We start from the raw sequence: 24,392 nt of genomic DNA on the forward strand, positions 1-24,392 counted from the left end.
TTATTTCTCTGCTTTGTCATGTTGCGATACACGTAGGTAACTGGCCAGGTCTGATTGCTGACGGCTGATTTCATCCACTATAAATTGAGCGAATATCCCTGCGCCGTGTTCGTTTGAATGAGTCTGATCGTCATCCACAAAATAGGTTTGTGCTTCAGCCTGTCCCAACCGGGTGGCCCAGTCGTGGGAAAGCGACATTAAATCAATGTAGGGGACATTTGCGGAGGTGGTGATCTCCGGCAGCACGTCCCGCAAAACCAGATCGCCGTATATGTGCTGTTGCGTGAGAGAAATATTGTGATTGCGGATCATGGGGGAAATCACAACAGGATGTGCTCCTTTACCCTGAATGGTTTCAAGTAACCCGGTCAATCGTGACACGTAAACGGACTTTGGGGTTTTCTTATCATTGTGTCCGAGCTGGATCAGTACCCAGTCATCAGGCTGGATCTGTCCCGCCATTTTCTGCCAGAGCACGCCATCAGGCACAGCGAATGCTTCGGTGCCTTCTCCGCTGTCTGCATAGTTAATGACAGTCATTGACGGCGCAAACCATGCTGGCAGCAACTGTCCCCAACCGGTATAGCGATCTTCGCTGGCCTTTGACCATTGCGGTGTTTGATCGCACACCGTTGAATCACCGATGATAAACAAAGAGCGACTGTTCCTCATTGGTGTAACTTCAATACTGCTGATGGTATTAAGGGGCTGCACAAAGGTAAGGTTCAGTCCGTCCGTTGACGGCTCGCTGACATCCTGAATGGGCTGGCCTTCCGGTTCGCGCACATTAACCGCGAAGTAAGCGGTGGAAGGACCGGGGTTAGCAGCCATATCGCTGGCGACCGCCGGAGTGAACATTTTTCTGCGGCTCTCCGCGTAGATATCTGATGACAGGCTGCCGGAAATTGCGACCCGGTAATTGCCCGTGCCGCCACCTAGTTTGCACGTTAACGGTACACCACTGCACACTGATTTCAGTGAATCTGCTGACCAGTGCGTTGTGTCATCACCCCGGGCGTTAAGCAGTGTCTGCAGCTCTTCTTCGGTAATGGGAATAGCACTGCCATGACGGGTGCCGGCAGGCAAATTAAGCTGAGGCGTTCTGTCTTCAAAGTGAATGAAGTCTCTGGTGAACATAGCACCAAACCGGTGTGTCATATAGGCATCGTAATACACCAGGAAGCCGTCTTTTACCTTCAGCGTCGTCGGGCCTTCTACCCACAAACTATCCGGAGAAAAAGACGATTCAGTGAACCTCCATGGCCCGTTGATGTTATCACTGAAAGCCGTATGTAAGCGTTTGGCGGCAGGATAGCGGGTCTCGTCTTTTACCAGCATCACGTATCCTGAATCCAGCGCCGTAATGTTGGCATCAATGACATTAAAGTCTGGCTGATAGAAGAGGGTGGTCGGGGCAAATCCGGCGAAATCCTTCGTGCGTGTTGCATAGATGCGATGATCCCAGCCTTTATCTGCCTGAGCCTCTGTTTGAGGATATTTTCCGGCCAGGGTTGATGCCCAGAAGATGACAAACTCCTGCTCAGTTTCGTCATAATAAATTTCCGGCGCCCAGGCATTTTTAGCGGCAGGATAGGACGACATCACTGGGACAAACTGCTGGTCGCTCCAGGTGACCAAATCATCACTGTGAGCTATACCAATACCTTTGTCTTCCCAGCCGGTGGTCCACACCATGTGAAAAGATTCCGGTCCTCTTATTAACGTGGGATCCCGCATCAGCTTCGTGCCGGCGTCCGGTGTTAAAACGGCATAATCGTTATTCAACGCAGTCCAATTCAGACCGTCTCTGCTGTATGCCAGATGCAAGCCGTCTTCACCATTACCTCTGAACGACGCAAACAGGTAAGCGGTATAGTCAGGTTTGGATTGGGGGGGAGGGGATTTGGCACAACCTGCCAGGAAAAAAGCTGTGAAGGTAATGATGCTTGCTAAAACAGCGGTGCGGCCGGCAAGCCTCGCGGCAAATGGATTGGTTAGTTTCACTGTGATTCATCCTGAAAAGTACAGTCAAATTCAATCACAAGGATTCACAATGCGTAAACAGGTATGTAGAAATAATTTCACATTTGAACCGGCGGGTTCAAAATTATTTTGCCGGTAAGGAGATAAGCGCTGGTGCGTTTCTGTCAGTAGTCAGCCAGTTACCTTCAAACTGCAACTCAGTGACCTGAATGACACTGCGTCTGGACTCTGCATTGTCTTTCCCTGCATTCTCTCCCACTCTGCCGCCATGGGTGAAATAGAAAAGCCAGGCGCGATCATTCTCAACCACTACGTCGGGATGGCCGCCGTTAATACCGTCGTCTTTTCCTGTTCCGGGGTCCGCCAGTAAATAGCCGGTTTGTTGTTCCCAGCGGGTTAAATCATTCGAGCGGTAAACCGCCAGCCCTCGCCATGCGTCAACAATCAGCCACCAGTAACCTTGCCACTTAAAAGCAACCGGACCTTCCCCGCGACTGGCCAGTTGAGCTTTGCCTTTGTCCTGCCAGTGATACAAATCGTCGCTGTCAGCATAGTACACAGACTTCCCGTCAGGCTCATTGTTGTAAAACATGCGCCAGCCACCATCCGGCAGGGCGATGACATCGGCATCAATGACTTTCTCATTGGCCAGCTTCAATGTTGACTCATAATGCCATGACAGCATGTCAGTACTGGTGAAATGCGCGATGGTGCGGGGATGAGCCCAGTCTGTAAATACGCCGGGCACAATGGTGAGATACATGTGCCAGGTTTCTTCATGAAAAAACACATCTGGTGCCCAGTAGGTAATACTGTTATCACCGGAGTGGGGATAGTTGATGACAGCATTGCGCTTATAGCGCCATGTCACACCACCATCCGTTGATTCTGCGATACTGATGGGCGTTCCATGAACCCATTCAACACCTTCGGGGTCTGGCATATTGGCACGCCGGTTTGTGTAGAACATGAACCAGCTGGAAGTTTGAGGATTCCACATAACTGTAGGATCAGCGGCGCCGTCATAAACGGGGTCACGGTAAAGTGGTTTCGGGGCTGCCTTACCTTGCAAAGACTGTATTTCAGATACGCTTCTGACACCGGCACAAGCTGTCATCAAAGAAACAGCAAGGCATAGAATAATTGCTTCAGGCTTCATCCCTGTCCACGTTAATAAGTCGTCACTGAGTGAAGCGAGTGTAGAGCGGGCGGTGTTCCGCAGGCAAGGCTGAACAGGCGGCTTCAACGTTTTGTTCCAATAATGAAATTACCGCCCGGTTTGTCAGCTTATTGCGTATCGGCGGGGATTGGCTCACAATGGCTAAAAAGCAGTGAACCACATCATAACGAAAATAACGCATGAGCGACGAAATCATTATCAACCGGGATGGGGTTGAGCAACTTCCTCTACGCCGGTTTACCGAAGATGCCTATTTAAATTACTCCATGTACGTAATCATGGACCGGGCATTACCTCATATCGCAGATGGCTTAAAGCCCGTTCAACGCCGCATTATATATGCGATGTCTGATCTTGGTTTAAGTGCAACGGCAAAATATAAGAAGTCGGCCAGAACCGTGGGTGACGTATTAGGTAAATTCCACCCTCACGGTGATTCTGCCTGTTACGAAGCCATGGTATTGATGGCCCAGCCGTTTTCATACCGCTATCCACTGGTAGACGGACAAGGAAACTGGGGGGCACCGGACGACCCCAAATCCTTTGCTGCCATGCGTTATACCGAAGCCCGTTTATCCCGTTTCAGTGAAGTGTTGCTGAACGAGCTGGGGCAGGGCACCGTAGACTGGATGCCTAACTTCGACGGTACGCTGAAAGAACCTAAAGTTTTACCTGCACGTTTGCCGCATATTTTGCTAAACGGCGTGACAGGGATTGCGGTAGGGATGGCCACGGACATTCCTCCTCACAACGTGCGTGAAGTCGCCAATGCCTGTGCCATGCTGCTGGATGACAGCAAAGCCGAATTAAATGACGTACTGGAGCATGTTCAGGGACCGGATTTCCCAACCGATGCAGAAATCATTACCCCGCGGGCAGACATCCGGAGAATTTACGAAACCGGACGCGGTTCAATAAAAATGCGTGCTGTGTACACTGAAGAAAGTGGCGACATTGTTATTACGGCGCTGCCTCACCAGGCCTCCGGCGGCAAAGTGTTAGAGCAAATTGCTGCGCAGATGCAGGCGAAAAAGCTGCCTATGGTAAGTGATTTACGTGACGAATCTGACCACGAAAATCCAACCCGCCTCGTTATCACGCCGCGTTCTAACCGTGTGGACAGTGAACAGCTCATGCTGCATTTGTTCGCGACTACAGATTTAGAGAAAAGTTACCGCGTAAACCTGAATATGATTGGTCTTGACGGCCGTCCTCAGGTGAAAGATTTGCGCACTATTCTGGCGGAATGGCTGGTTTACCGTAAAGACACCGTAACCCGCCGTCTTCAGTACCGCCTGGATAAAGTGCTGGCGCGTTTGCATATTTTAGAAGGTTTAATGATTGCCTTCTTAAATATCGATGAAGTGATTGAGATCATCCGCACCTTTGATGAGCCGAAAGCAGAGCTTATGCGCCGGTTCTCACTGTCTGATAAGCAGGCAGAAGCCATTCTGGAACTGAAATTACGTCACCTTGCGAAGTTAGAAGAGATGAAAATTAAAGGTGAGCAGGATGAGCTGGAAGAGGAGCGCAAGAAACTGGAAACCTTACTGGGCTCTGATCGCCGCTTAAAGACGCTGATTAAGAAAGAAATTCTGGCTGATGCTGAGAAGTACGGTGATGATCGCCGTTCGCCGCTGGTAGAGCGTGGCGAAGCCAAAGCCCTGTCTGAAAAAGAGCTTATCCCGTCCGAAGCGGTAACAGTAGTTCTGTCGGAAAAAGGCTGGGCACGATGCGCCAAAGGTCATGACGTAGACGCAGAAGGGCTAAGCTACAAAGCCGGTGACGGATTTCTGGCGAGCGCGAAAGGCCGGAGCAATCAGCCGGCAGTGTTTTTAGATACCTCGGGCCGCGCATTCTCCTGTGACGCCCATGGTCTGCCTTCTGCCCGCAGCCAGGGTGAACCGCTGACCGGGCGCTTCAGCGTAGTGGGAGGCGAACAGTTTACTGATGTACTCATGGGTGATGATGAGCAGCGATATCTCATTGCATCCGATGCCGGTTACGGGTTCGTCGGCAAATTTGCGGATATGATCAGTAAAAATAAAGCCGGTAAGGCTTTCTTAAGTTTACCCACCGCAGCCAAAGTGATTACGCCGCAACGGGTAAATGATATTCAATCCGACTGGTGCTTAGCCATTTCAAATGAAGGGCGTATGTTGCTGTTCCCGTTACGGGATTTACCCAGCCTTGCGAAAGGAAAAGGTAATAAAATCATTAATATCCCATCAGCGAAAGCACAAACCCGTGAAGAGTTTGTGTGCTGTTTAACCGTTGTACCTGACGGCGCATCGGTGAAAGTGGTTGCTGGTAAACGCAGCATGACGCTGTCACCGGCTGACCTTGAGCATTACCAGGGTGAGCGGGGACGCCGGGGCAACAAACTTCCCCGTGGTCTGCAGCGGGTAGACGACCTCATTGTTGAACTCCCCAAAGCTGCTGCGCCTGAAACAGACAGCGAAGGCAACGACGACGCCTAAGTCTCTGACTGCAATCAGCTTACCTGCTGCGGTTTAGACCAATTATTGACTTGTGGCCCGGTATTACCGGGCTACACTTAATAAGATTGGATAAAACAGGAATGTCCGTATGCTGGGGATTGTGTTCACAACGCTGGTTGAAATGCTGGAAGAAAAGGTCTCACCGGAATTTGCTGATGAGGTGATTATCGCGGCGAACCTTGAAAATGATGGTGCCTACACATCAGTAGGTTACTACCCCTTCTCTGAAATGCAGAAACTGGTTGGTGTGCTGGTAGAAAAAACCGGTAAGCCTGCAGAAGAACTGCTGCATGATTTCGGCTACTATTTGTTTGGCCGCCTTGCAACCTCCCATGGCCAGGTGATGGCAGGGCGCAGCGGCATTCTTGATGCCCTCAGTGTGCTGGACAACGATATTCATGTTCAGGTACGCAAGCTCTATCCTGATGCTGATTTACCGACTTTCAAAGTGTTGTCAAAAACGGATAACGCCATGCTGTTAGAATATTACTCAACCAGGGAATTGCATTCTCTGGCAGAAGGTCTGATGGACGGTGCAGCCGATTACTTCGGGCAAACTATCCGGCGCACAAAAGCAAAATCAGATAAGCCCCATACCTATGAATTCAATATCACCGTTGAAAGCTGATGTGGACATGGACAAAAACAGCAAGGCGATTGCAGCGCTGGAGCGCCGTTTAGCCAGGGAAAAGCGTGCCCGTGAACAGGCGGAAGCCCTGTTGACTGAACGTAGCGTAGCTTTGTATGACGCTCTGCAGCAGAGTCAGGCAACGGAAACCCGGTTGCGTCTTGCCATGTGGGCTGCCCAGGAGTCTTACTGGGAATGGCGGGCGATCGACGACAGGATTACTGTCCGTTCATTTTCACTCCGTTCCGCCAAAGAGTCGTTGCGGGAAAGTAGTCCGATTGATTTGCTGCGAAACATACATGAAGAAGACATTTCCAACCTGGAGTTTCAGTGGGCTATCGTGCTGCACGGCGGCGAAGACCGGCTTGAGGTGTCCTTCCGTTACCGGTTCCGCGAAATGTTTCTCTGGATGCGTTTACGGGGCAGAGTGCTGGAACGGGACGAATTTGGTTCTGCAGTGCGGATTGTGGGCACCACCCGCGACATCACTTACGAACGTGAAGCAGAGCAGACCTTTCATCTGATGGCATCCGCCTTCGCAAGCTCCCGCGAAGCAATGCTGGTGTTGTCAGACGACTATTCCATCACTGAGTGTAACGAGGCATTCGTTTCTCTTATCAAAGTGCAGGATAAAAACATGACCCTCGGCTGGTCGTTAAAGGATTTGATTGTTGATGCAGACAAACATTTGTCAAAGCACGGACATCAGCAAATACGGTTTGAAACGGTACTGGTAACACTTGATGAGCGGGAATTGCCGGTAGATATATCGCTGGCACGGTTTGAAAGCCAGTATCAAAAAAAGCCTTATCTGATTGCCACTGTCCGTGACATTTCCGAGCGTAAATTTAATGAAACCCGCTTACGTCAGATGGCTATGCATGATGATCTGACCGGTTTGAGCAACCGCAACGGGCTGAATGAAGCTTTGGAAAACGCACTGGAATCCGGTCAGAACTTCAAGCTCTTGTTTATCGACCTGGACGGGTTTAAACAAATCAATGACGGTGCCGGTCATGAAACCGGTGACCGCTGTTTACAGGAAGTGGCCCGCGTCCTTTCCCGCATACATTACAACAGTAAAACTGTCACCCGCTGGGGGGGCGATGAGTTTGTGGTGGTATTGCCGGATTGTGATGAAGATCGTGCCAGCGCCATAGGTGAATCTGTCATTAAGGGGATAGAAAACCTTAAAATCGAGGCGCAGAGTACGGAGTTGCATCTGTCCGCGAGTATCGGCATTGCCAGCCATCCGTTTGATGGCGGCAGCGTTGAACGCTTAATCCAGAATGCCGACGCAGCCATGTATCAGGCGAAGATTGGCGGTAAAGGGCGGGTGAGCGTTTACCAGCAGGGGTTATGGGAGAGTATGAAGGCGCAGGTCAGCATGCTGTCTGATTTACGTAAAACCATCGAGCAGGACAGCCTGGATTTCTACATTCAGGGTAAATACGATGTACAGGGCGTGCTGAAGTCCGGCGAGGTATTGTGCAGGTGGCAGTCTGCTATGCACGGTAACGTCTCTCCGGGCATTTTCATTCCGCTGGCTGAGGCGAATCATCTGGATTTACAAATAGGCTTGCAGGCTTTGTCCCGCGCCTGTGACTACCTCACCGTTATGGCACAGCAGCATCAGGTTGTGCCTCTCGCCGTTAACATTAGTGCAAACCAGTTATTAGATCCTCACTTTCCCGCTCAGGCGAAAGCCATTTGTGCGGAAAAAAAAGTGTCGGAGTCATTAATTGAAATAGAACTGACCGAGTCTATTTTTATGCAGGATGAGCAGCGGGCAATTAGTGCACTTCAGGCGTTAAGGGATGCCGGTTTCGACTTGGCGCTGGATGATTTCGGCAGCGGATTCTCTGCGTTAAGTTACCTCAGAATGTTTGAATTCAGTACGGTAAAGCTGGATCGCAGCCTGTTAAAAGACATCCATCATGACGCGAAAGCACTGGCGTTGTTTCAGGGCATTATTGTTATGTTGCAACGGTTAGAAATTCATACTGTAGTGGAAGGGGTGGAGTTGACTGAATACCTGCCGTTACTTCGTGAAGCCCGGGTGGATTTATTGCAGGGCTTTTATTTTGATAAGCCATCCCAGTTCAGTGAATTCCTTGCAAGATTACCGGAACAGAGTACGGTAACAGGCTGACCATTGCAAAAATAGCTGGCGTAAATAAAAAAGGCTGCTTCACCTGTGGTGAAGGAGCCTTTTGCCAATGAAAGTACGGCAGATTTCTGCTGTGTAATTACTTAGCGTTTGTGCTTTCGAAAATTTTGTCAGCCGATGCAGCAACAAAGCCCTGGTACAGTTTGCCGTCAGGCAGTTCGTAGCGCTGTGCGAACTCGTAGAAGCAGGAAGGGATCTGAACCGTTTCTTCGTTCATTTCAACACCGGCTTTGTCGGCCATAGTCGATGACTGGGCTAGAAATACGTTTTCGCCACCTTTGATTTCGCCACCTGAGGTGTTAAGAACAAAACCTGCTTCCTTAAGCAGCGTGTTCACGTCAACCAGAGACTGTGTCTGACTGAGATGGTTAACACTCACGGTGAAGTGGTTAGCCTGAAAGCCCCATGCCGCCATCCAGGCTGCATATTCAGATTCATTCAGCAGCGTATCGTAGTCTTCTTTAGACAGTGACCATTGAGGCCCTGAATAAAGAAACGTTTCGCTGGTGGTGATGCTTTCATCCATTTGCTCTACCAGCTTATGGATGATCGCCTGAGAGGCTTCTGACAGCTCTTCTACACGGAGTTCACTGATAAACACTTTAGGTTTAGTCAGGTCGGCGTGTTCGAAATGCTTCGCGGTCAGCTTTTTGGCTTCAAAGTCGTAATCGCCTTTCGCCTCGTAGCCCAGCGCCAGAAAATGCGCAGCGAGCTTATCCAGCCGGCATTTGTCGAGATTGAAAGTACGGAACGCCACATGATCGTTCACGATACTGTTACTGTTTTCCTCACCCACCAGCAGCGCATGAATTTTATGGGCTGAAGGTGTGATAGCCACATATTTGTCCCACAGGCGGTCAAATAAGGTATCTACATTTGTATGCATGTTAACTGCGTCCTTTTGCTACAGCGTTAAACCCGGGCTTAATGTACCCGGCAGGGTAACTTTTTCCAGCTCAACAGATGCCACAGGGTATGCGCAATAGTCGGCTGCGTAGTACGCGCTGGCGCGGTGGTTGCCACTTTCGCCTACTCCACCAAAGGGGGCTGCACTGCTGGCTCCGGTGATCGGGCGGTTCCAGTTAACAATACCGGCACGGATACGCTGGAAGAAATAACGGTAATCTTCTTCGCTGTCGCCCAGGAAACCTGCAGATAAACCGTAACGGGTATTGTTTGCTTCTTGGATAGCTGCATCAAAATCGGTATAGCGGATGACTTTCAGTAACGGTCCGAAATGTTCTTCGTCCGGCAAGGCATCAAGCATGTCTGTCACGTCAATAATGCCCGGTGTCGCAAAGCCCTTGTTTGCTTCCGGCTGAGTCAGTTCCACAATCACTTTGCCGCCAAGAGAGACCAGTTCCGCTTGAGCATCGACCATCATTCTGGCCGCTTTGGCAGAAATCATCGCACCCATGAACGGCTGCTCCTGTGCGTCGTAGTCGCCAACTTTAATGTTTTTGGTGACTTCTACCAGGCGGTTCAGGATGGCATCTCCTGCTGCACCTGATGGCAGGAATAAACGGCGGGAGCAGGTACAACGCTGCCCAGAGGTCACAAAGGCTGATTGCACGATGTCGTGAACGGCGGCATCGGTGTCGGCCACGTCTTTCACGATCAGCGGGTTATTTCCACCCATTTCCAGAGCCAGAATTTTGCCCGGATGCCCTGCAAACTGCTCGTGAAGAATTTTACCGGTACGGGAACTACCGGTGAAGAACAGACCGTCAATACCAGCATGCGTGGCAAGCGCTTTACCGGTTTCAACTTCACCTTGTACCAGGTTCAGTACACCTGCTGGTAAACCGGCTTTTTCCCACAGCTTCACCATGAATTCAGCCACAGCCGGGGTTAAATCGCTGGGTTTAAACACAATGGTGTTGCCCGCCATCAGCGCAGGTACAATGTGGCCATTTGGTAAGTGGCCCGGGAAATTATACGGACCAAATACAGCTACCACGCCATGGGGCTTATGGCGGATGAACGCCTGGCCTGTGGGCATAGGGTTTTCAACAGTACCGGTACGTTCATGATAGGCCTTTTCGGAAATACCTATTTTACCTGTCATGGCGCCCACTTCTGTTGCCGTTTCCCATTCAGGTTTACCTGTTTCACGGGCAATGATTTTAGCCAGTTCAGGCTTGCTGTCTGCCAGCAGTTCACCGTATTTTTTGATGACTGTCAGGCGCTCGTCAAAGCTTTGAAATGACCAGTCTGTTAACGCATTACGTGCGGCAGCGATGGCCTCGTCAACCTGTGCTGCGGTGGCAGCTTGTCCTTCCCAGATAACCTGGTCTTTTGCCGGATCAACCGACTGAATAGTGTGTCCTTGTCCAGCGACCCACTCACCATTGATAAAGTGTGTAGTTTGCATGAATCAATCCTGTCGTTAGTCCCGAAAGCTGACTGGCGCAAAACGTACCATGTCGCCTTCGTTTATATTTAGTGCCGTTGCAGCCTGGCGGGAAATGGCAGCAACATTGTTTTCTTCGCTGACCGCCAAATCAGTGGCAACGGCGCGAAAATCCGCTACAGAGGTATTAATGATGTAACAGGTCTGTCCGCCTTGTGCTGCCGTCTGGTCGTCAATGACCACCGGTAGCTTGCGGCTTGCCTGTGCTGTGCGGATATGGCTCAGATTCGCTTCTACAGTCGGGCCGGCGTCGAAAATATCTACGTAGCCACGGCAGCTGAAGCCTTCTTCCTGAAGCAGAAGCAGGGCAGGGCGGGTTTTATCATGAACCTGACCAATCACTGCTTGCGCTTCTTTACTCAATAAATTGACGTAAATGGGGTATTTGGGCATCAATTCCGCGATAAAGCGTTTATTGCCAATACCGGTAAGGTAGTCCGCAGTGGGGAAGTCCAGCGAAAAGAAATGCTCTTCCAGCCAGGCCCAGAACGGTGATTTACCTTCTTCGTCACTCACACCGCGCATTTCGGCAATGATGGTTTCTGAGAACCGTTCACGGTGCTCCATCATAAACAAAAATCGCACTTTAGACAGGAAGCGGCCGTTAATACCGCCCCTTGCCTGTTCACGCAGAAACAGCGTGCAGATTTCGGTGACGCCGGTGTAGTCGTTACACACAGAGAGAATATCCACAGTATTGTGAATATTCAGCTCACGGGAGGCATGTACAACTTTGCCCATGTGATAATGGTAGAACGCATCATCCAGACCTACAGCGGCCTCAATACCTGTGGTGCCTACCACAGTGCCGGTGGTGGTATCTTCCATAACAAAAAGATAAGACTGATTGCCGGGTTGAACCACCTGTTCGGAAAAAGCGCTTTCTGCACGACTGATTTTTTTGCGCAGCAGCGTTTCATTTACCGGTAATGACGTAAAGCCAATACCGGACTCCACTGCGATGTTGTTCAGTGCGTCGTAGTCACCAGTGTTAATAGGGCGAATAATATACATAACCGCGTTTCCGGAGCCGTTGTTTATCAGGCGTTAACTACGCTGGCTACAGCGCGCTCAAAGCGTGCCATACCATCGCGGATTTCTTCTTCTGAAATGATCAGAGAAGGAGCGAAGCGCACTACATTGGCACCGGCCACAAGGCACATCAGTTTTTCGTTTGCCGAAGCAACCAGGAAGTCACGGGCGCGGCCTTCGTAATCTTTGTTCAGGGCAGCGCCCAGTAACAGACCTTGTCCACGGATTTCTTCGAACACATTGTACTTAGCGTTGATTTCACCCAGCAGTTCACGGAACAGGTTTTCTTTTTCGATTACGCCGTTTAACACTTCCGGCGTATTCACTACGTCAAGAGCGGCTTCGGCTACTGCACATGCCAGCGGGTTACCGCCGTAAGTACTGCCGTGAGTACCGGCTTTCAGGTGAGCGGCAATTTCAGCGGTAGTCAGCATGGCACCAATCGGGAAGCCGCCGCCTAACGATTTCGCTGTGGTCAGAATATCCGGCGTCACACCCAGACCCATGTACGCGTACAGTTTGCCGGTACGGCCAACACCCGATTGCACTTCATCAAAGATCAGCAGTGCATTGTGCTTATCACACAGTTCACGCACGCCTTTTACGAAGTCAGGATCAGGAGAGATAATGCCGCCTTCACCTTGCAGAGGCTCCATCATAACCGCACAGGTTTTATCTGAAATAAGCTTTTCAAATGCTGCAAGATCGTTGTAGTCACAGTGAACAACAGCGCCGGGCTTAGGGCCAAAGCCATCAGAATACGCGGCTTGTCCGCCTACTGTTACAGTAAAGAAAGTACGACCGTGGAATCCTTTGTTAAAGGCGATGATTTCGTTTTTCTCTTCACCGAATTTTTCCAGTGCATAGCGACGTGCCAGTTTCAGTGCCGCTTCATTAGATTCAGCACCTGAGTTAGCAAAGTAAACGCGCTCGGCAAATGTGGCTTCAGTCAGCTTCTTTGCCAGACGCAGTGCAGGTTCGTTAGTGAAAACGTTACTTAAGTGCCACAACTTGCTGCCCTGTTCGGTTAATGCTTTAACCAGTGCAGGGTGGCTGTGACCCAGTACGTTTACGGCAATACCACCTGCGAAATCGATGTATTCAGCACCATCCTGATCCCAAACGCGGGAACCTTCACCACGTACCGGTACCATATTGGCCGGATTGTAGTTAGGGACCATGACCTCATCAAAGGTTGCGCGAGTTACGTTCATTATAGTTACCTCTTTTATCGGGCATCCGCTGTGCAAATGTGAAATTGTGCAGATGATGTTGGATGCGAAAAGTACGAATTAGCTATACAGTATGCCAGTTAATCGCCACTTTGTAACCTTGGGAATCCCGCTGCAGGCCTTGTTTTTAGAGGGTTTTAGCTTGTTTTGCATAAAAAGTGCATAAGCATTCAGCTTATTTGTCTAAGCTTATGCAATTTGTTAATAAGTTGAGTCAGGGCAAGTGGCGGCGGGGCGAAGGACGTACCGTGATTTTTAGCGGTATGAATGATTATCCAGTCAAAATTTTTGATTAAATTTTGTGGAAGTGCACGAAAAACGGCGATTTCGTGCACAAAAGACGTTAATCCAGAGGCGGATTCTCAATCAGAGGAAGCTGAAAAATGTCAGTGGATTTCAAAATGTCACGTTCGCTTCTGACAAAGCCCGTTTTATGCAGTGCCAGCGGGATTTCGTCTTTGTTCAGAAATTTACTCTGGTGCAACATACGTACAGCGGCATAAGCTTTGGCTTTCTTGTAAAGCTCTGTGAGATCGTGAGGGTGTTGATCATTCTCTGTGATTTCAATAAACGGCAGCGCAAGGCGCAGACGTTTAAATTGCAGTATCTCTAACAGCCTTGCTGTCAGCGGCTCAGAAAATTCCTGCTGCATAGCAATAAGGTAATTTGCCGATGGCTGTACTTTCGCCATCGCTCCGTGCTGTTCAGTGTCCTTTGCAATTTCAGCTTCTCTTAACAATGCAATCTGCGCCTGCTCAAAAGCTTTAAAATACAACCGCGACACCGCACACCGTCCCAGCTGGGACAGAATCCCTGCGGTGAAGGCTTCATGGGGCGGTAAATCATAATCATCAGCCAGTGCGCGCATAGTCAGACCCGTTGACTGAGCGAATTGCATGATACGATTTTTAATGTCCGGATACGGATCGGTAATTTTCGGCAGAGCCCGGCGCAGAATCATGGCCGGCAGCAATAAACGGAGGTTTTCAATACCGATAAAGCTCAGCGCCGTGCGTAAGGTTTCCACCGGAATCACTTTTCCCTTAGAGTCCTTACGACGAAACTTAGGTGCATTTACCACGGTCATGAGGTCATCGTAGAGCCATGGTAGTGCCGCAGCATGAGGTTCAATGCGGGAAATAGATGTGGCCCTGACTGACAGAATATCCAGCAGCGGTGCAACTTCATGACTCAGGTTAAGTACAGAGGTAAGGACCACCTCTGTATTGTCTATTTCATCTTTCAGCAACTCAAAAACGTACTGATGAAGTTCGGCGTTAACACGGTCTAACAGACTGGCTTCTGACTGTGCCAGAAGCTGTTTGTTTTTAATGGCGACTTTTTCAACATGCAGCAAACGGCGACGGGCATCGCCCTGTTCCGACTGGGCAAACGCCACTTCCCCCGGACTGCGGCGGCCCATCATCTGAGACACCCGCGCAGGCGCAATCAGCAGGTTATCAAACCTCTCATTGATTGGGGGTAAGTTGTCAGGGGTATGCTCCACTACCGGGCGGCTCCTGCGTACGTCATTTTTATTCGGGGTGCTGTCGGGTACAGAAAACGAAAGCATATCGGGCTACCGGAAAAATCATAGTAACCTGTTATCGGCCGGAGTATGATTTTTTTTGAATACTTTCTGAATATTATGCATCTGCCAGCGTAATAAACCGCTGCAAAATAGCGTGGCCATGCTCTGTCAGCAGTGACTCCGGGTGAAATTGGACACCCCACAGAGGCAGCGTTCTGTGGGCAATCGCCATAATTTCCCGCTGACCACTTTCGTTAATACACCAGGCTTCCACTGACAAACTGTCCGGCAAGGTTTCAGGTTCAAGTACCAGTGAGTGATACCGGGTGACAGTGTATCCGTCGGGTAAGTCGCTGAACATTCCCGTATTATTGTGAAAAAGGGCAGAGTTTTTACCGTGTCTGACCTTATCTGCCCGCGTGACTTTACCGCCGAATACCTGACCAATAGACTGGTGCCCCAGGCAAACTCCCAGCATAGGAATTTTACCGGCAAAGTGGTCAATGGCGCTGAGGGTAATACCGGCTTCATCCGGCGTGCAGGGACCCGGTGACAACACCAGGTATTGCGGTGCCAGCGCGGCGATTTGCTCAAGGGAGATTTCGTCGTTACGCACCACTTTTACCTGCTGGCCCAGCTCAGTGAAGTAGCGGGCCAGGTTATGGGTAAAGGAATCGAAGTTATCAATTAATAACAACACAAACTGACTCCGTATATTGTGCCGGCTTAGCGTGGACGGGGAATGAAGCCCAGTGTGTCGTAAACCTTATCCAGTGTGTTAGCTGCACGGGCTGAGGCTTTTTCTGCCCCTTTTTTCATGACTTCATCAAGATAAGCACGATCTTCCCGTAACGCTTTGAAGCGCGTTTGTACTGGCTCAAGCAGTGCAACGACAGCAGAAGCCACATCGCCTTTAAGGTGACCATACATTTTATCTTCGTATTCAGGAACCAGTTCATCAATGGAACGGCCTGTAGACAGAGACAATAATGTCAGCAGGTTAGATACACCCGGCTTTTCTTCAGTGTCGAAATAAATGCGTGCCTGTTCATCAGAATCAGTTACCGCACTTTTGATTTTCTTTGTGAGCTTCTTTGGATCTTCGAGCAAGCCGATGAAGTTTTTCGGATTGTCGTCAGATTTAGACATCTTCTTGCCGGGATCCTGCAGGCTCATAATGCGTGCGCCGAATTCAGGGATGAACGGATCCGGGATAGCAAACATATCGCCGTAGATGTTGTTCATACGTGTGGCAACATCACGGGCCAGTTCCAGGTGTTGCTTCTGGTCGTCACCTACCGGTACCTGATTTGCCTGGTATAACAGAATATCTGCGGCCATCAGTGCCGGGTAGGTGAAAAGGCCGGCATTGATATTGGTTACATTCTTCGCAGACTTGTCTTTAAACTGAGTCATGCGGTTCAGCTCACCCATTTGGGTATAGCAGTTCAGGATCCAGGCCAACTGGGCATGTTCGGGTACATGGGACTGCACGAACAAGGTGCTCTTTTCGGGGTCAATGCCGCAGGCCAGGTATAAGGCCAGACCGTCAAGGCAGGCTTCCCGTAACGCCGCGGGCTCCTGACGCACCGTAATGGCATGTAAATCTACCAGCATATACAGGCAATCGTGATCATCCTGCATGGCAACCCACTGTTTGAGGGCTCCCATGTAATTACCGATAGTAAGTTGTCCTGAGGGCTGACAGCCACTTAATACAATGGGTTTGTTACTCATTTCCTGATTACCTGTACCTGCTGAATTCAGACGTTGTTTGCGGCGGCTAATTCCCGTCGCATGTCGTCAATTACATTTTTATAGTCGGGGGCATTAAATATTGCCGAGCCGGCAACGAACATATCTGCGCCAGCTTCTGCGATGGCACGAATGTTATCGGTTTTTACCCCTCCGTCAATTTCAATACGGATATTTTTACCACTTTCTTCTACCCGCTGTTTAACTGCACGGAGTTTATCAAGTGTTGAAGGGATAAATGACTGTCCTCCGAAACCCGGGTTCACCGACATGATCAATATGTGATGCAGTTTGTCGATGACATGGTCAAGGTAATGAAGCGGGGTGGCCGGATTAAAAACCAGTCCGGGCTGGCAGCCGTTATCAATGATCAATTGCAGCGAACGGTCGACGTGCTGACTCGCCTCAGGATGAAAACTGATATAGCTGGCGCCGGCTTTGGCAAATTGTTCGATAAGGTCGTCCACCGGTGACACCATCAGATGCACGTCGATGGGAGCGGTAATGCCATATTTCCGCAATGCTTCGCAAATCATCGGACCAAATGAAAGGTTGGGGACATAGTGGTTGTCCATCACATCAAAGTGAACCACATCAGCACCTGCTGCCAGCACTGCCTCCACATCTTCCCCCAATCTGGCGAAATCAGCAGACAATATAGAAGGGGCGATTAAAAACTCTTTCATAGCTTCATACCTTATATGTTCTTAAGAACGCACCGGATGATAGCGCGGCAGGCCGCGTTTGTCTTGTCTGCGGCCAGCATAAGCAGGGCCGGATACCGCAAATAAGTGCGAATTATAGTGTCGCAATGACATTTCTCACTAAATGTCATGAAATAGGATGAATGACTGCACCAAAATAGTGATGTTGTTCAAATTCAGTGCGAACCATAATGGTGCTGTTTGGTTTTATTTAATGTCACTTTTAAATTCTGTGAATAAAAATTCATTGTTATCAGTTGGTTATTCATAAATTTATGATTTTAATCAGATGGGCATTAGTTTTGCCTTATACGAGAAAGCTGAATAAAAACAATAAGACAGAAATCGTTCAATACGTACATAAATAAAATCCAACGGAGAACACATGAAAACTTCCATTCAAAAAACGTTGCTGGCTGTTGCCGTATCATCTGCAGCTTTACTGACTTCTGCGCCTTCTTTTGCAGAATTGAGTGCGAACGTAAGTGTCACAAATAACTATATCTGGCGTGGTCTGACTCAGACTACTAACGAACCTGCTGTTCAGGGTGGTATCGATTACGCTGACGAAAGCGGTTTCTATGCCGGTACATGGGTATCTAACGTTCAGTATGCGTCAGATGATGTCTACTCATACGAGCACGATTTATACTTCGGTTTCTCAGGTGAGTCTGGTGACTTCACTTATGATGTCGGTTACCTGTACTACAACTACGATGAAGAAGCTGAATTCGATTTCGGGGAAATCTACGGTACTGTAGGTTACGGCGGTTTCAGTGCTACCCTTTACTTACTGGCTAACACTGAAGCTGATGAAGGCGAAGGCCAGGACTTCGGTTTTGCTCAGGCTTCTTACGTGTCTTTGGACTACGGCATGCCGGTAGCTTCCGGTGCAGAGCTGGGTCTGCACGTTGGTTATCACCAGGGTGACTTTGCAGAAGCTTTCAACGGTGTTGAAGGTTATGCGGACTGGGCAGTATCTATCGCGAAAGACGGTTTTACTTTCGCTATTACCGGTACAGATTTAGATGATGAATATCCGGGAGACGCTCTGGATAACGATTCAATCAAGTATGTTATTTCTTACGGTGTAGATTTCGAACTGTAAGTTCAACAGACCTCTTTTTTAACGTTGAGAGTAAAAGCCCGGAGCAACTGTCTCCGGGTTTTTTATTTGTAATTCAGGCATTCATTTACTTTGCTTCCCGCTGTTTTCAGAAGATGAAAAAAATGCCACTTTTCCTGTGCTAACTTCAGCTTGTTAGAATTCTTATTGTCGCTATAATAAGGTTACTTTTTAGCCGGCGAAGACAATCATGGAAAAGATAAGTTTCTTTCGTAAATCACGCTTCTGCATGAAAAAACCAGCAGGCGCTCTCGTTGCGATAGTGGTCATGCTGTCTGCTGCATTTTGCGACCCGGCCACCGTGACAAAAGCTGTATGCGACTTTCAGGATGAAGCGCAAACGGTATCTCAGGCAGCAGCCTTGCCCCGTGAGTGTTCAGCGCTGATGATGACTGAAGTCAGCTGGCTGGAATGGGCGTCCGGTAAGTCTACATCGTATCAGTTTCATTTCTTCGACCTGTTAGAACTGCTCTATGGCAATTCAGACAGAGATTTCCAACCCGCAGGCAAATGATGCTTATCAGCGGTAAACCTAAATCTCCCGGCTTTTTTGCCATGATTTTGAGCGTACTCGCCAGTGCATTTGGTGTGCAAAGCCAGCAAAATTATGAGCGGGATTTTAATCAGGGTAAGCTGGCCGGATACATTGTAACCGGTGTGATATTCGTTGCGTTACTGGTGTTGGGTTTGGCGAGTCTGGTAAACGCCATCATTAACTGAGTATTACTTTAAGCCTGTGTGCTTCAGCACCGGTTTTACCGGCTTCTTTCTGCGTTTGCGGGGTTTAGGGGGCGGTAAATCTGTCGCCGGAGCAAAATACGCCAGCAACTCAGCCGCCGGTTTGCGGTTTTCACCCTTCTGACTGATAGAGCGCTTTACCGACAATTCCGAAATTTCAGCACCGGCATACAGCTTCCTGGTCAGCGGAAGATCATGATTGGATATCAATACCGGTATACCCCGTTTCTTTGAGGCACGAATGGCCAGCTCTGCCAGCTTATGCTGTGAATCAAGGCCAAAACTTTTGGATGCATAACTGGTGAAAGCCGCTGTTTTGCTCAGGGGAGCATAAGGAGGATCACAATAAATTACATTGCCCCGTCTGGCACGACTGAACACCTTCTCAAACGGTAAGCAGGTGAACACTGCCTTTTGGGAGCGCTCGGCAAATACCATCATTTCTTCTTCAGGGAAGTAAGGCTTTTTGTAACGACCGAAAGGAACGTTAAATTTGCCGGCAAGGCTGTAGCGGCAAAGGCCATTGTAGCCATGACGGTTCAGGTACAGAAACAGGATAGCGCGGTAATATTCATCTGCTGTGTGATTAAACTCTTCCCGCAGCGCGTAGTAAGTGGCTTCAACGTTATGTTTGTCTGAAAAAAAGCGGGACGCATCATGTACAACGGCATCCGGTTGGGCTTTCAGAAAGTTGTACAGATTAATGAGATCGGGGTTAATGTCGTTAAGCAAATAACGCTTGAAGTCGGTATTTAAAAATACAGAGCCAGCACCAACAAAAGGCTCAATCAACCGATTGCCCGAAGGAAGTTTGGCATTGATGTTTTCTACCAGGCTGTACTTACCGCCAGCCCACTTCAGGAAGGCCCGGTTCTTCTTCTGCATCATGCTTTTTGAATGTTACCCACGCGCACATCACGTTTTTAACGTGTTATAGGATGTTATTTGCTATTTGTCCCGGGCGAGCCGGATATTCAGTGACTATCAAAGCCATAATCGATTGTATCTGTCATCGGTGATCCCCACAACCTGCAATCGAATAACCGGTGCATTTAACGGCGAATTAAAGCGGGAACGATCAGATTTGCAGCAAAGTTGCAGGTGATAACGACAAATACGTTGAAGGTTAGCGGGCAGATGCTAAAAAGCGGTCGAGCACATTAGCAAAGGCCTGCCTTTCCCGCTGAGACAATGGCGGTGGACCGGAGGTTTGCACGCCACTTGCCCGCATGGTGTCCATAAAATCACGGATATTCAGCCTTGAGCGGATATTTTCGCGGGTAAGCTCTTCACCCCTTGGTGTGACGACACAAGCCTGTTTACTGATGACTTCGTCTGCCAGGGGGATGTCTGAGGTAACGACCAGGTCGCCCGCTGATACCCGCTGTACGATTTCGTTATCGGCAATATCGAATCCTTTCTCCACCTGCAGGCGTGTAAGCCACGGGGAAGGCGGAACCCTGATCCCATGGTTTGCCACGAAGGTCACCATGGTTTTAGTGCGCGGCCCGGCTTTGAACAGGATTTCTTTAATGGCAACCGGGCAGGCATCGGCGTCTACCCAGATGCTCACAGCCATTATTGGCTTACCTTTTCAATTTCTTCCAGAACATTGCGGCCCCGCTTGATGAAGATTTTTTCACGGCCCTGGAAGGGCGGGATGGTGGCCACAGCATTGTTAGCTTCTGAAAAAGCGTCGAATTTGTCATTGTATAAAATAACAAACCAGTCACCGCCGTAACGCTGAGTGCGGTAAATCCAGATGAAGCTTTCCATGTTGTTGTCTTTGATGAACTCTTTCATCAGGGTCTCATCTTTCAGGCCGGCTAGCTGAACGATGTAATCATCTGCCTGAATACTGTTAAACAGTTGTGCATTGTCATAGTTGCCACTGCCACTGAATACCGGTTCTGCTCTGGCCGGTGTTTCAGGTACAGACGGCGCCGGACTGGTACGGGATTCGGTGACCCTAGCCGCACGGGGGCTTACAGAAGGTGTGGCAGGAGGTGTCACTCTGGCGACCTCACGGACAGGCTGTGACGTTTCAGTTGCAGGTACTTGCGTACGGGTAGCAATGCGGGCTGGTTCTTCAGCCGGGGGCGGTGATACCTGAGCCGGTTCTTCCGGAATATCACGGATTTGTCCTTTAGGACGGCTCTCCAGCACCATAGGTTTGCGACCCACTTTGGCTTCGGTGATCAGCGGCTTCTCCGGTTCAGAACGTCTTTGAGGTTCTGGCTGAGTTGGCTGCACCTTGCGCCCAGATACGAATTCATCAAAACCTGCTGATGCCATAGGCTCACGGGGAATGCTTGTTCTGACTGGTGTCACTTCCTGCACTTGTGCCGGCGCTTCTTCAATCTCTTCACTGGTATCAGTAATAGATGCGATTAATTCGTCTGCGGATGCGTTTTCAGCGGTTGTATCGGAGAAATCGTTTTCGGTACTGAATGATGAGGCTTCAGATCCAGTATCAGTCTCCGGTTCTGCAGGGGTATCCTGCGATACCGGTACTTCCACTTTCTCAGCCGTCACATCTTCGATAAAGCTGAGTAAGTCTTCCGGCTGGGCATTGTCTTCAGCAGTTGGTTGATACTGGTCTTTTTCATCGATAGCGGCAACAGCCTTGTCCCAGGAGACGACGGGTTTATCTTCCTGCACGGCTTTTTGTGCAGGATCTTTCAGTTCATCAAACGCTGAGCCCGGTTCAACGGAGGATACTGGCGGGAACTGGTCATCAATAGGGCCAAACAGGGCCTTGATATCATCGCCATACTGCATGTAAATCAGGCCACCGAAAACGGCAACAAATATCACTGCGACAAGTGAAATGAAGAGAGGGGAAGCCAGTACACTGGTACTTCTTGTTTGCAGATGTTCCTCCTGACCATTGCGTTTAGCCAGGTGCTCGTGAAAAGCCTTACGTCGGTTCTCAATCATAGTATCTAACTCTGAGCCAGGTTGTTGAGTCGCCACTGACTGACTGCTTATAAGCAGAGGCGTATCGGTGTTTTTTGCCGGTAGCCATTTCCGGGCTCTCTCCGCCCAGGTTGACTCACCGAACAGTAATACATTCAAATGTTGCTTATTGCCTGCAAAACGGCTTTGCAGTACCAGATCCCACAGCTCCTGAAGCAGTTCGTCCGGTACATGCTCCGCCTGGGTAATGGTTATGAGAATGGGACCAACATGCTCGTTAAGCCCTGCAAGCAACTCATTCAGCGGCCGTATATAGCTGCCAACCAGTGTACCCAGTAATTGTCTGCAAAGTTGACGACGATAATCTGACAGCTCCATAGTAGGATCGGCTGTCACGTAGGCGATTTCTGTCTCGTCGTGTTGCTGGAACACAAAAGATTCCAGCGTCTTTTTTTGCTGAGCAGCGGAATCCCCGCTTACAAAAATTAGTTGTGAAGAATAGTTGACCAGATATTCCAGTCTTTCATGCAATTCAGATTGCACCTGATTACCCTCAGCTGATTACTGGTGTTACGCACTTACCATTGAATGTCTGGCGATACTGATGCGCAGGTTGCCGGTCAGCGAAGAAGTTGCGTTAAAATTTCGTCGCTGACGTCTTTAGTCACAACCGCATGTCCGATACCTTGCGGAATAACAAAACGGATATTACCCGCTTCGACTTTTTTATCCCGGCGCATATGCTTCATGTAGGCATCTTTGTTCATGCTGTCGGGACCCGCTACCGGAAGGTCGAACGCTGCCATCAGGGCAATAACCCGACGACTTTCTGACGCATCCATCCAATTCAGTGCTTCTGCAGCCTGACACGCAATTACTGTACCAGCTGCTACGGCTTCACCGTGCAACCAATTTCCATATCCCTGTTCTGCTTCGATAGCATGACCAAATGTGTGACCGAGGTTAAGTATGGCACGTAATCCGCCTTCCCGCTCATCCTTGGCTACCACGTCTGCTTTTATCTCACAGCAACGGTAGATGGCGTCTGCCAGTGTTTTAGTTTCCAGTGTTTTAAGCTTATCGGCATGATCTTCCAACCACTTGAAGAAATTTTTGTCATAAATTATGCCGTACTTAATGACTTCAGCCATGCCGGCCGCAAATTCTCTGGCCGGAAGGGTTGATTGGGTATCAGTATCGATGGCGACAAAAACCGGCTGGTAGAACGCGCCAATCATGTTTTTCCCAAGTCGATGATTAACCGCGGTTTTACCGCCAACGGATGAATCAACCTGAGAGAGCAGGGTGGTGGGAACCTGTATAAACGGAACGCCACGCTGGTAAGACGCGGCAGCAAATCCGCATAAATCACCGATTACCCCACCGCCCAACGCAATAAGGGTGGTATCTCTGGCAGCATTCATCTCCAGCAGACGTGTCATGATAACGCCGAATTGTTCCAGAGATTTATGTTGCTCACCATCGGGGATAATGATGGTTTCAATATGCACATCGCCACAGGCTGCTTTTGCTTTTTCAAGATAAAGCGGTGCCACTACATCATTAGTAATAATGACAGCCAGCGGGCCTTTGATATAAGGAGAGAGAACAGCAGGCTTTGAGAGTAAGCCCGCTTCTATGTGAATCGGGTAGCTACGATCTCCGAGTTCTACAGTTAACATCGACATCACGCAGCGCCCCTATTCCTGAATGTTACTTATAATCCGATTTTGCTGATGATTTGGTTAGCTACCGCACGGGCAGACTGATCATCAGTATCAACAATGTAATCCGCCACTTCTTCGTAAAGCGGGTTACGTTCCTCAGCAAGGTTACGCAGGATTTGCTCCGGTTCACCCTTTTGCAGCAGAGGACGACGCTTGTCACGTTGAGTACGGGCGACTTGCTTGTCGATAGTAGTTTGCAGGTATACAACGATACCCCGGGCAGATAAACGGTTACGCACAGCTTTATTGGTTACTGAACCGCCACCTGTCGCCAACACGATACCTTGCTTGTCCGTAAGATCGTTTATGACGTTTTCTTCGCGCTTGCGGAAACCTTCTTCACCTTCCAGGTCAAAAATCCATGTAATATCAGCACCGGTACGGCGCTCAATTTCCTGGTCGGAATCAAAAAAATCTAGGTGAAGTTCGTCTGCAAGGTGTCTGCCGATGGTGCTTTTGCCAGCACCCATGGGGCCAATTAAAAAGATATTACGTTTTTCAGCCATATTTGCTTATATCACAACTTTTATTCTGTTAGGGGTAGTGGTCTTGCCTTCGGGACTACCCATTCACTTGCGCCCGTTCACTTCAACAACAGGCACAACGCTTAAAACCTCGCTTTATTTTCGAGAGCGGGATTATCTCAGTTTCACGGGCAGCGATGCAAGTTTTGTTGTACTTTTAATCGATAGACTTTGAAATCAGCACGTTAGCGCTATAAATAACAACGACAGACCGGTTAACTGGTCTGCC

General features: G+C 49.3%; 21 protein-coding genes. 6 read left to right on the plus strand and 15 right to left on the minus strand.

Annotated elements, in window-relative coordinates; genetic code table 11:
* Both ACXAG2_RS14505 and ACXAG2_RS14510 read right to left on the minus strand, forming a co-directional pair.
* Complete coding sequence (locus ACXAG2_RS14505; RefSeq protein ID WP_474868059.1) at positions 1 to 2,004, minus strand: GDSL-type esterase/lipase family protein; 2,004 nt, start codon at positions 2,002 to 2,004, stop codon at positions 1 to 3.
* Positions 2,005 to 2,107: 103 nt separating this feature from the next.
* Positions 2,108 to 3,142, minus strand: a complete 1,035-nt coding sequence (locus tag ACXAG2_RS14510) for a family 43 glycosylhydrolase (RefSeq protein ID WP_474868062.1) — start codon at positions 3,140 to 3,142, stop codon at positions 2,108 to 2,110.
* A gap of 200 nt (positions 3,143 to 3,342) precedes the next feature.
* On the opposite strand from ACXAG2_RS14510, the gene parC reads away from it, so the two are divergent.
* The 3 genes from parC (at position 3,343) to ACXAG2_RS14525 (ending at position 8,444) form a co-directional block, all read left to right on the plus strand.
* On the plus strand, positions 3,343 to 5,643 hold the full coding sequence (gene parC, locus ACXAG2_RS14515; protein WP_474868064.1) for a DNA topoisomerase IV subunit A: 2,301 nt from the start codon (positions 3,343 to 3,345) through the stop codon (positions 5,641 to 5,643).
* 109 nt (positions 5,644 to 5,752) lie between these two features.
* Positions 5,753 to 6,292, plus strand: coding sequence for a heme NO-binding domain-containing protein (locus tag ACXAG2_RS14520; protein ID WP_474868067.1), 540 nt, complete (start codon positions 5,753 to 5,755; stop codon positions 6,290 to 6,292).
* Entirely contained in the window at positions 6,264 to 8,444 is a 2,181-nt protein-coding gene (locus ACXAG2_RS14525; RefSeq protein WP_474868070.1) for a putative bifunctional diguanylate cyclase/phosphodiesterase, read from the plus strand. The genes ACXAG2_RS14520 and ACXAG2_RS14525 overlap by 29 nt, the downstream gene beginning before the upstream one ends.
* Positions 8,445 to 8,541: 97 nt before the next feature.
* On the opposite strand, the gene ACXAG2_RS14530 is transcribed toward ACXAG2_RS14525, so the two are convergent.
* From ACXAG2_RS14530 to rpe, 8 genes are all read right to left on the minus strand, one after another.
* Positions 8,542 to 9,348 (minus strand): 2-oxoadipate dioxygenase/decarboxylase family protein, encoded by an 807-nt coding sequence (locus ACXAG2_RS14530; protein ID WP_474868073.1) that lies wholly within the window; start codon positions 9,346 to 9,348, stop codon positions 8,542 to 8,544.
* Positions 9,349 to 9,366: 18 nt separating this feature from the next.
* Positions 9,367 to 10,836, minus strand: a complete 1,470-nt coding sequence (astD, locus tag ACXAG2_RS14535) for a succinylglutamate-semialdehyde dehydrogenase (protein ID WP_474868076.1) — start codon at positions 10,834 to 10,836, stop codon at positions 9,367 to 9,369.
* A 15-nt stretch (positions 10,837 to 10,851) separates the two neighbouring features.
* Positions 10,852 to 11,889 (minus strand): arginine N-succinyltransferase, encoded by a 1,038-nt coding sequence (gene astA / locus ACXAG2_RS14540; protein ID WP_474841477.1) that lies wholly within the window; start codon positions 11,887 to 11,889, stop codon positions 10,852 to 10,854.
* Positions 11,890 to 11,915: 26 nt separating this feature from the next.
* The gene (locus ACXAG2_RS14545) at positions 11,916 to 13,121 is read right to left on the minus strand and encodes an aspartate aminotransferase family protein (protein WP_119502751.1); all 1,206 of its coding nucleotides are present in this window, start codon (positions 13,119 to 13,121) and stop codon (positions 11,916 to 11,918) included.
* 361 nt (positions 13,122 to 13,482) lie between these two features.
* Complete coding sequence (locus ACXAG2_RS14550) at positions 13,483 to 14,712, minus strand: HDOD domain-containing protein (RefSeq protein WP_474868079.1); 1,230 nt, start codon at positions 14,710 to 14,712, stop codon at positions 13,483 to 13,485.
* A gap of 73 nt (positions 14,713 to 14,785) precedes the next feature.
* Positions 14,786 to 15,370, minus strand: coding sequence for an anthranilate synthase component II (locus tag ACXAG2_RS14555; protein WP_474868082.1), 585 nt, complete (start codon positions 15,368 to 15,370; stop codon positions 14,786 to 14,788).
* Between the two features lie 26 nt (positions 15,371 to 15,396).
* Entirely contained in the window at positions 15,397 to 16,407 is a 1,011-nt protein-coding gene (gene trpS / locus ACXAG2_RS14560; protein ID WP_474841469.1) for a tryptophan--tRNA ligase, read from the minus strand.
* 26 nt (positions 16,408 to 16,433) lie between these two features.
* The gene (rpe, locus tag ACXAG2_RS14565) at positions 16,434 to 17,111 is read right to left on the minus strand and encodes a ribulose-phosphate 3-epimerase (RefSeq protein WP_474841467.1); all 678 of its coding nucleotides are present in this window, start codon (positions 17,109 to 17,111) and stop codon (positions 16,434 to 16,436) included.
* 403 nt (positions 17,112 to 17,514) lie between these two features.
* Between rpe and ACXAG2_RS14570 the strand changes: the two genes are divergently transcribed.
* From ACXAG2_RS14570 to ACXAG2_RS14580, 3 genes are all read left to right on the plus strand, one after another.
* Positions 17,515 to 18,237, plus strand: coding sequence for a TorF family putative porin (locus tag ACXAG2_RS14570; RefSeq protein ID WP_119502746.1), 723 nt, complete (start codon positions 17,515 to 17,517; stop codon positions 18,235 to 18,237).
* A 247-nt stretch (positions 18,238 to 18,484) separates the two neighbouring features.
* Entirely contained in the window at positions 18,485 to 18,769 is a 285-nt protein-coding gene (locus ACXAG2_RS14575) for a hypothetical protein (RefSeq protein ID WP_474841464.1), read from the plus strand.
* Positions 18,766 to 18,975, plus strand: coding sequence for a DUF2970 domain-containing protein (locus tag ACXAG2_RS14580; protein WP_474868085.1), 210 nt, complete (start codon positions 18,766 to 18,768; stop codon positions 18,973 to 18,975). The genes ACXAG2_RS14575 and ACXAG2_RS14580 overlap by 4 nt, the downstream gene beginning before the upstream one ends.
* A 3-nt stretch (positions 18,976 to 18,978) precedes the next feature.
* On the opposite strand, the gene ACXAG2_RS14585 is transcribed toward ACXAG2_RS14580, so the two are convergent.
* The 5 genes from ACXAG2_RS14585 to aroK all read right to left on the minus strand — a co-directional run bounded on the left by ACXAG2_RS14585 (position 18,979) and on the right by aroK (position 24,145).
* Positions 18,979 to 19,881, minus strand: coding sequence for a Dam family site-specific DNA-(adenine-N6)-methyltransferase (locus ACXAG2_RS14585; RefSeq protein WP_349589796.1), 903 nt, complete (start codon positions 19,879 to 19,881; stop codon positions 18,979 to 18,981).
* A 238-nt stretch (positions 19,882 to 20,119) separates the two neighbouring features.
* A complete protein-coding gene (locus tag ACXAG2_RS14590; protein ID WP_202980730.1) occupies positions 20,120 to 20,566 on the minus strand; it encodes a YaiI/YqxD family protein in 447 nt (148 codons plus the stop codon).
* Positions 20,567 to 20,571: 5 nt separating this feature from the next.
* On the minus strand, positions 20,572 to 22,455 hold the full coding sequence (locus tag ACXAG2_RS14595; RefSeq protein WP_474868088.1) for a hypothetical protein: 1,884 nt from the start codon (positions 22,453 to 22,455) through the stop codon (positions 20,572 to 20,574).
* Positions 22,456 to 22,532: 77 nt separating this feature from the next.
* Complete coding sequence (gene aroB, locus ACXAG2_RS14600; RefSeq protein ID WP_474868091.1) at positions 22,533 to 23,600, minus strand: 3-dehydroquinate synthase; 1,068 nt, start codon at positions 23,598 to 23,600, stop codon at positions 22,533 to 22,535.
* Between the two features lie 29 nt (positions 23,601 to 23,629).
* Entirely contained in the window at positions 23,630 to 24,145 is a 516-nt protein-coding gene (gene aroK, locus ACXAG2_RS14605; RefSeq protein WP_119502739.1) for a shikimate kinase AroK, read from the minus strand.
* Positions 24,146 to 24,392: the final 247 nt, after the last annotated feature.

This window comes from Alteromonas sp. ABH4_456 (assembly GCF_056160645.1).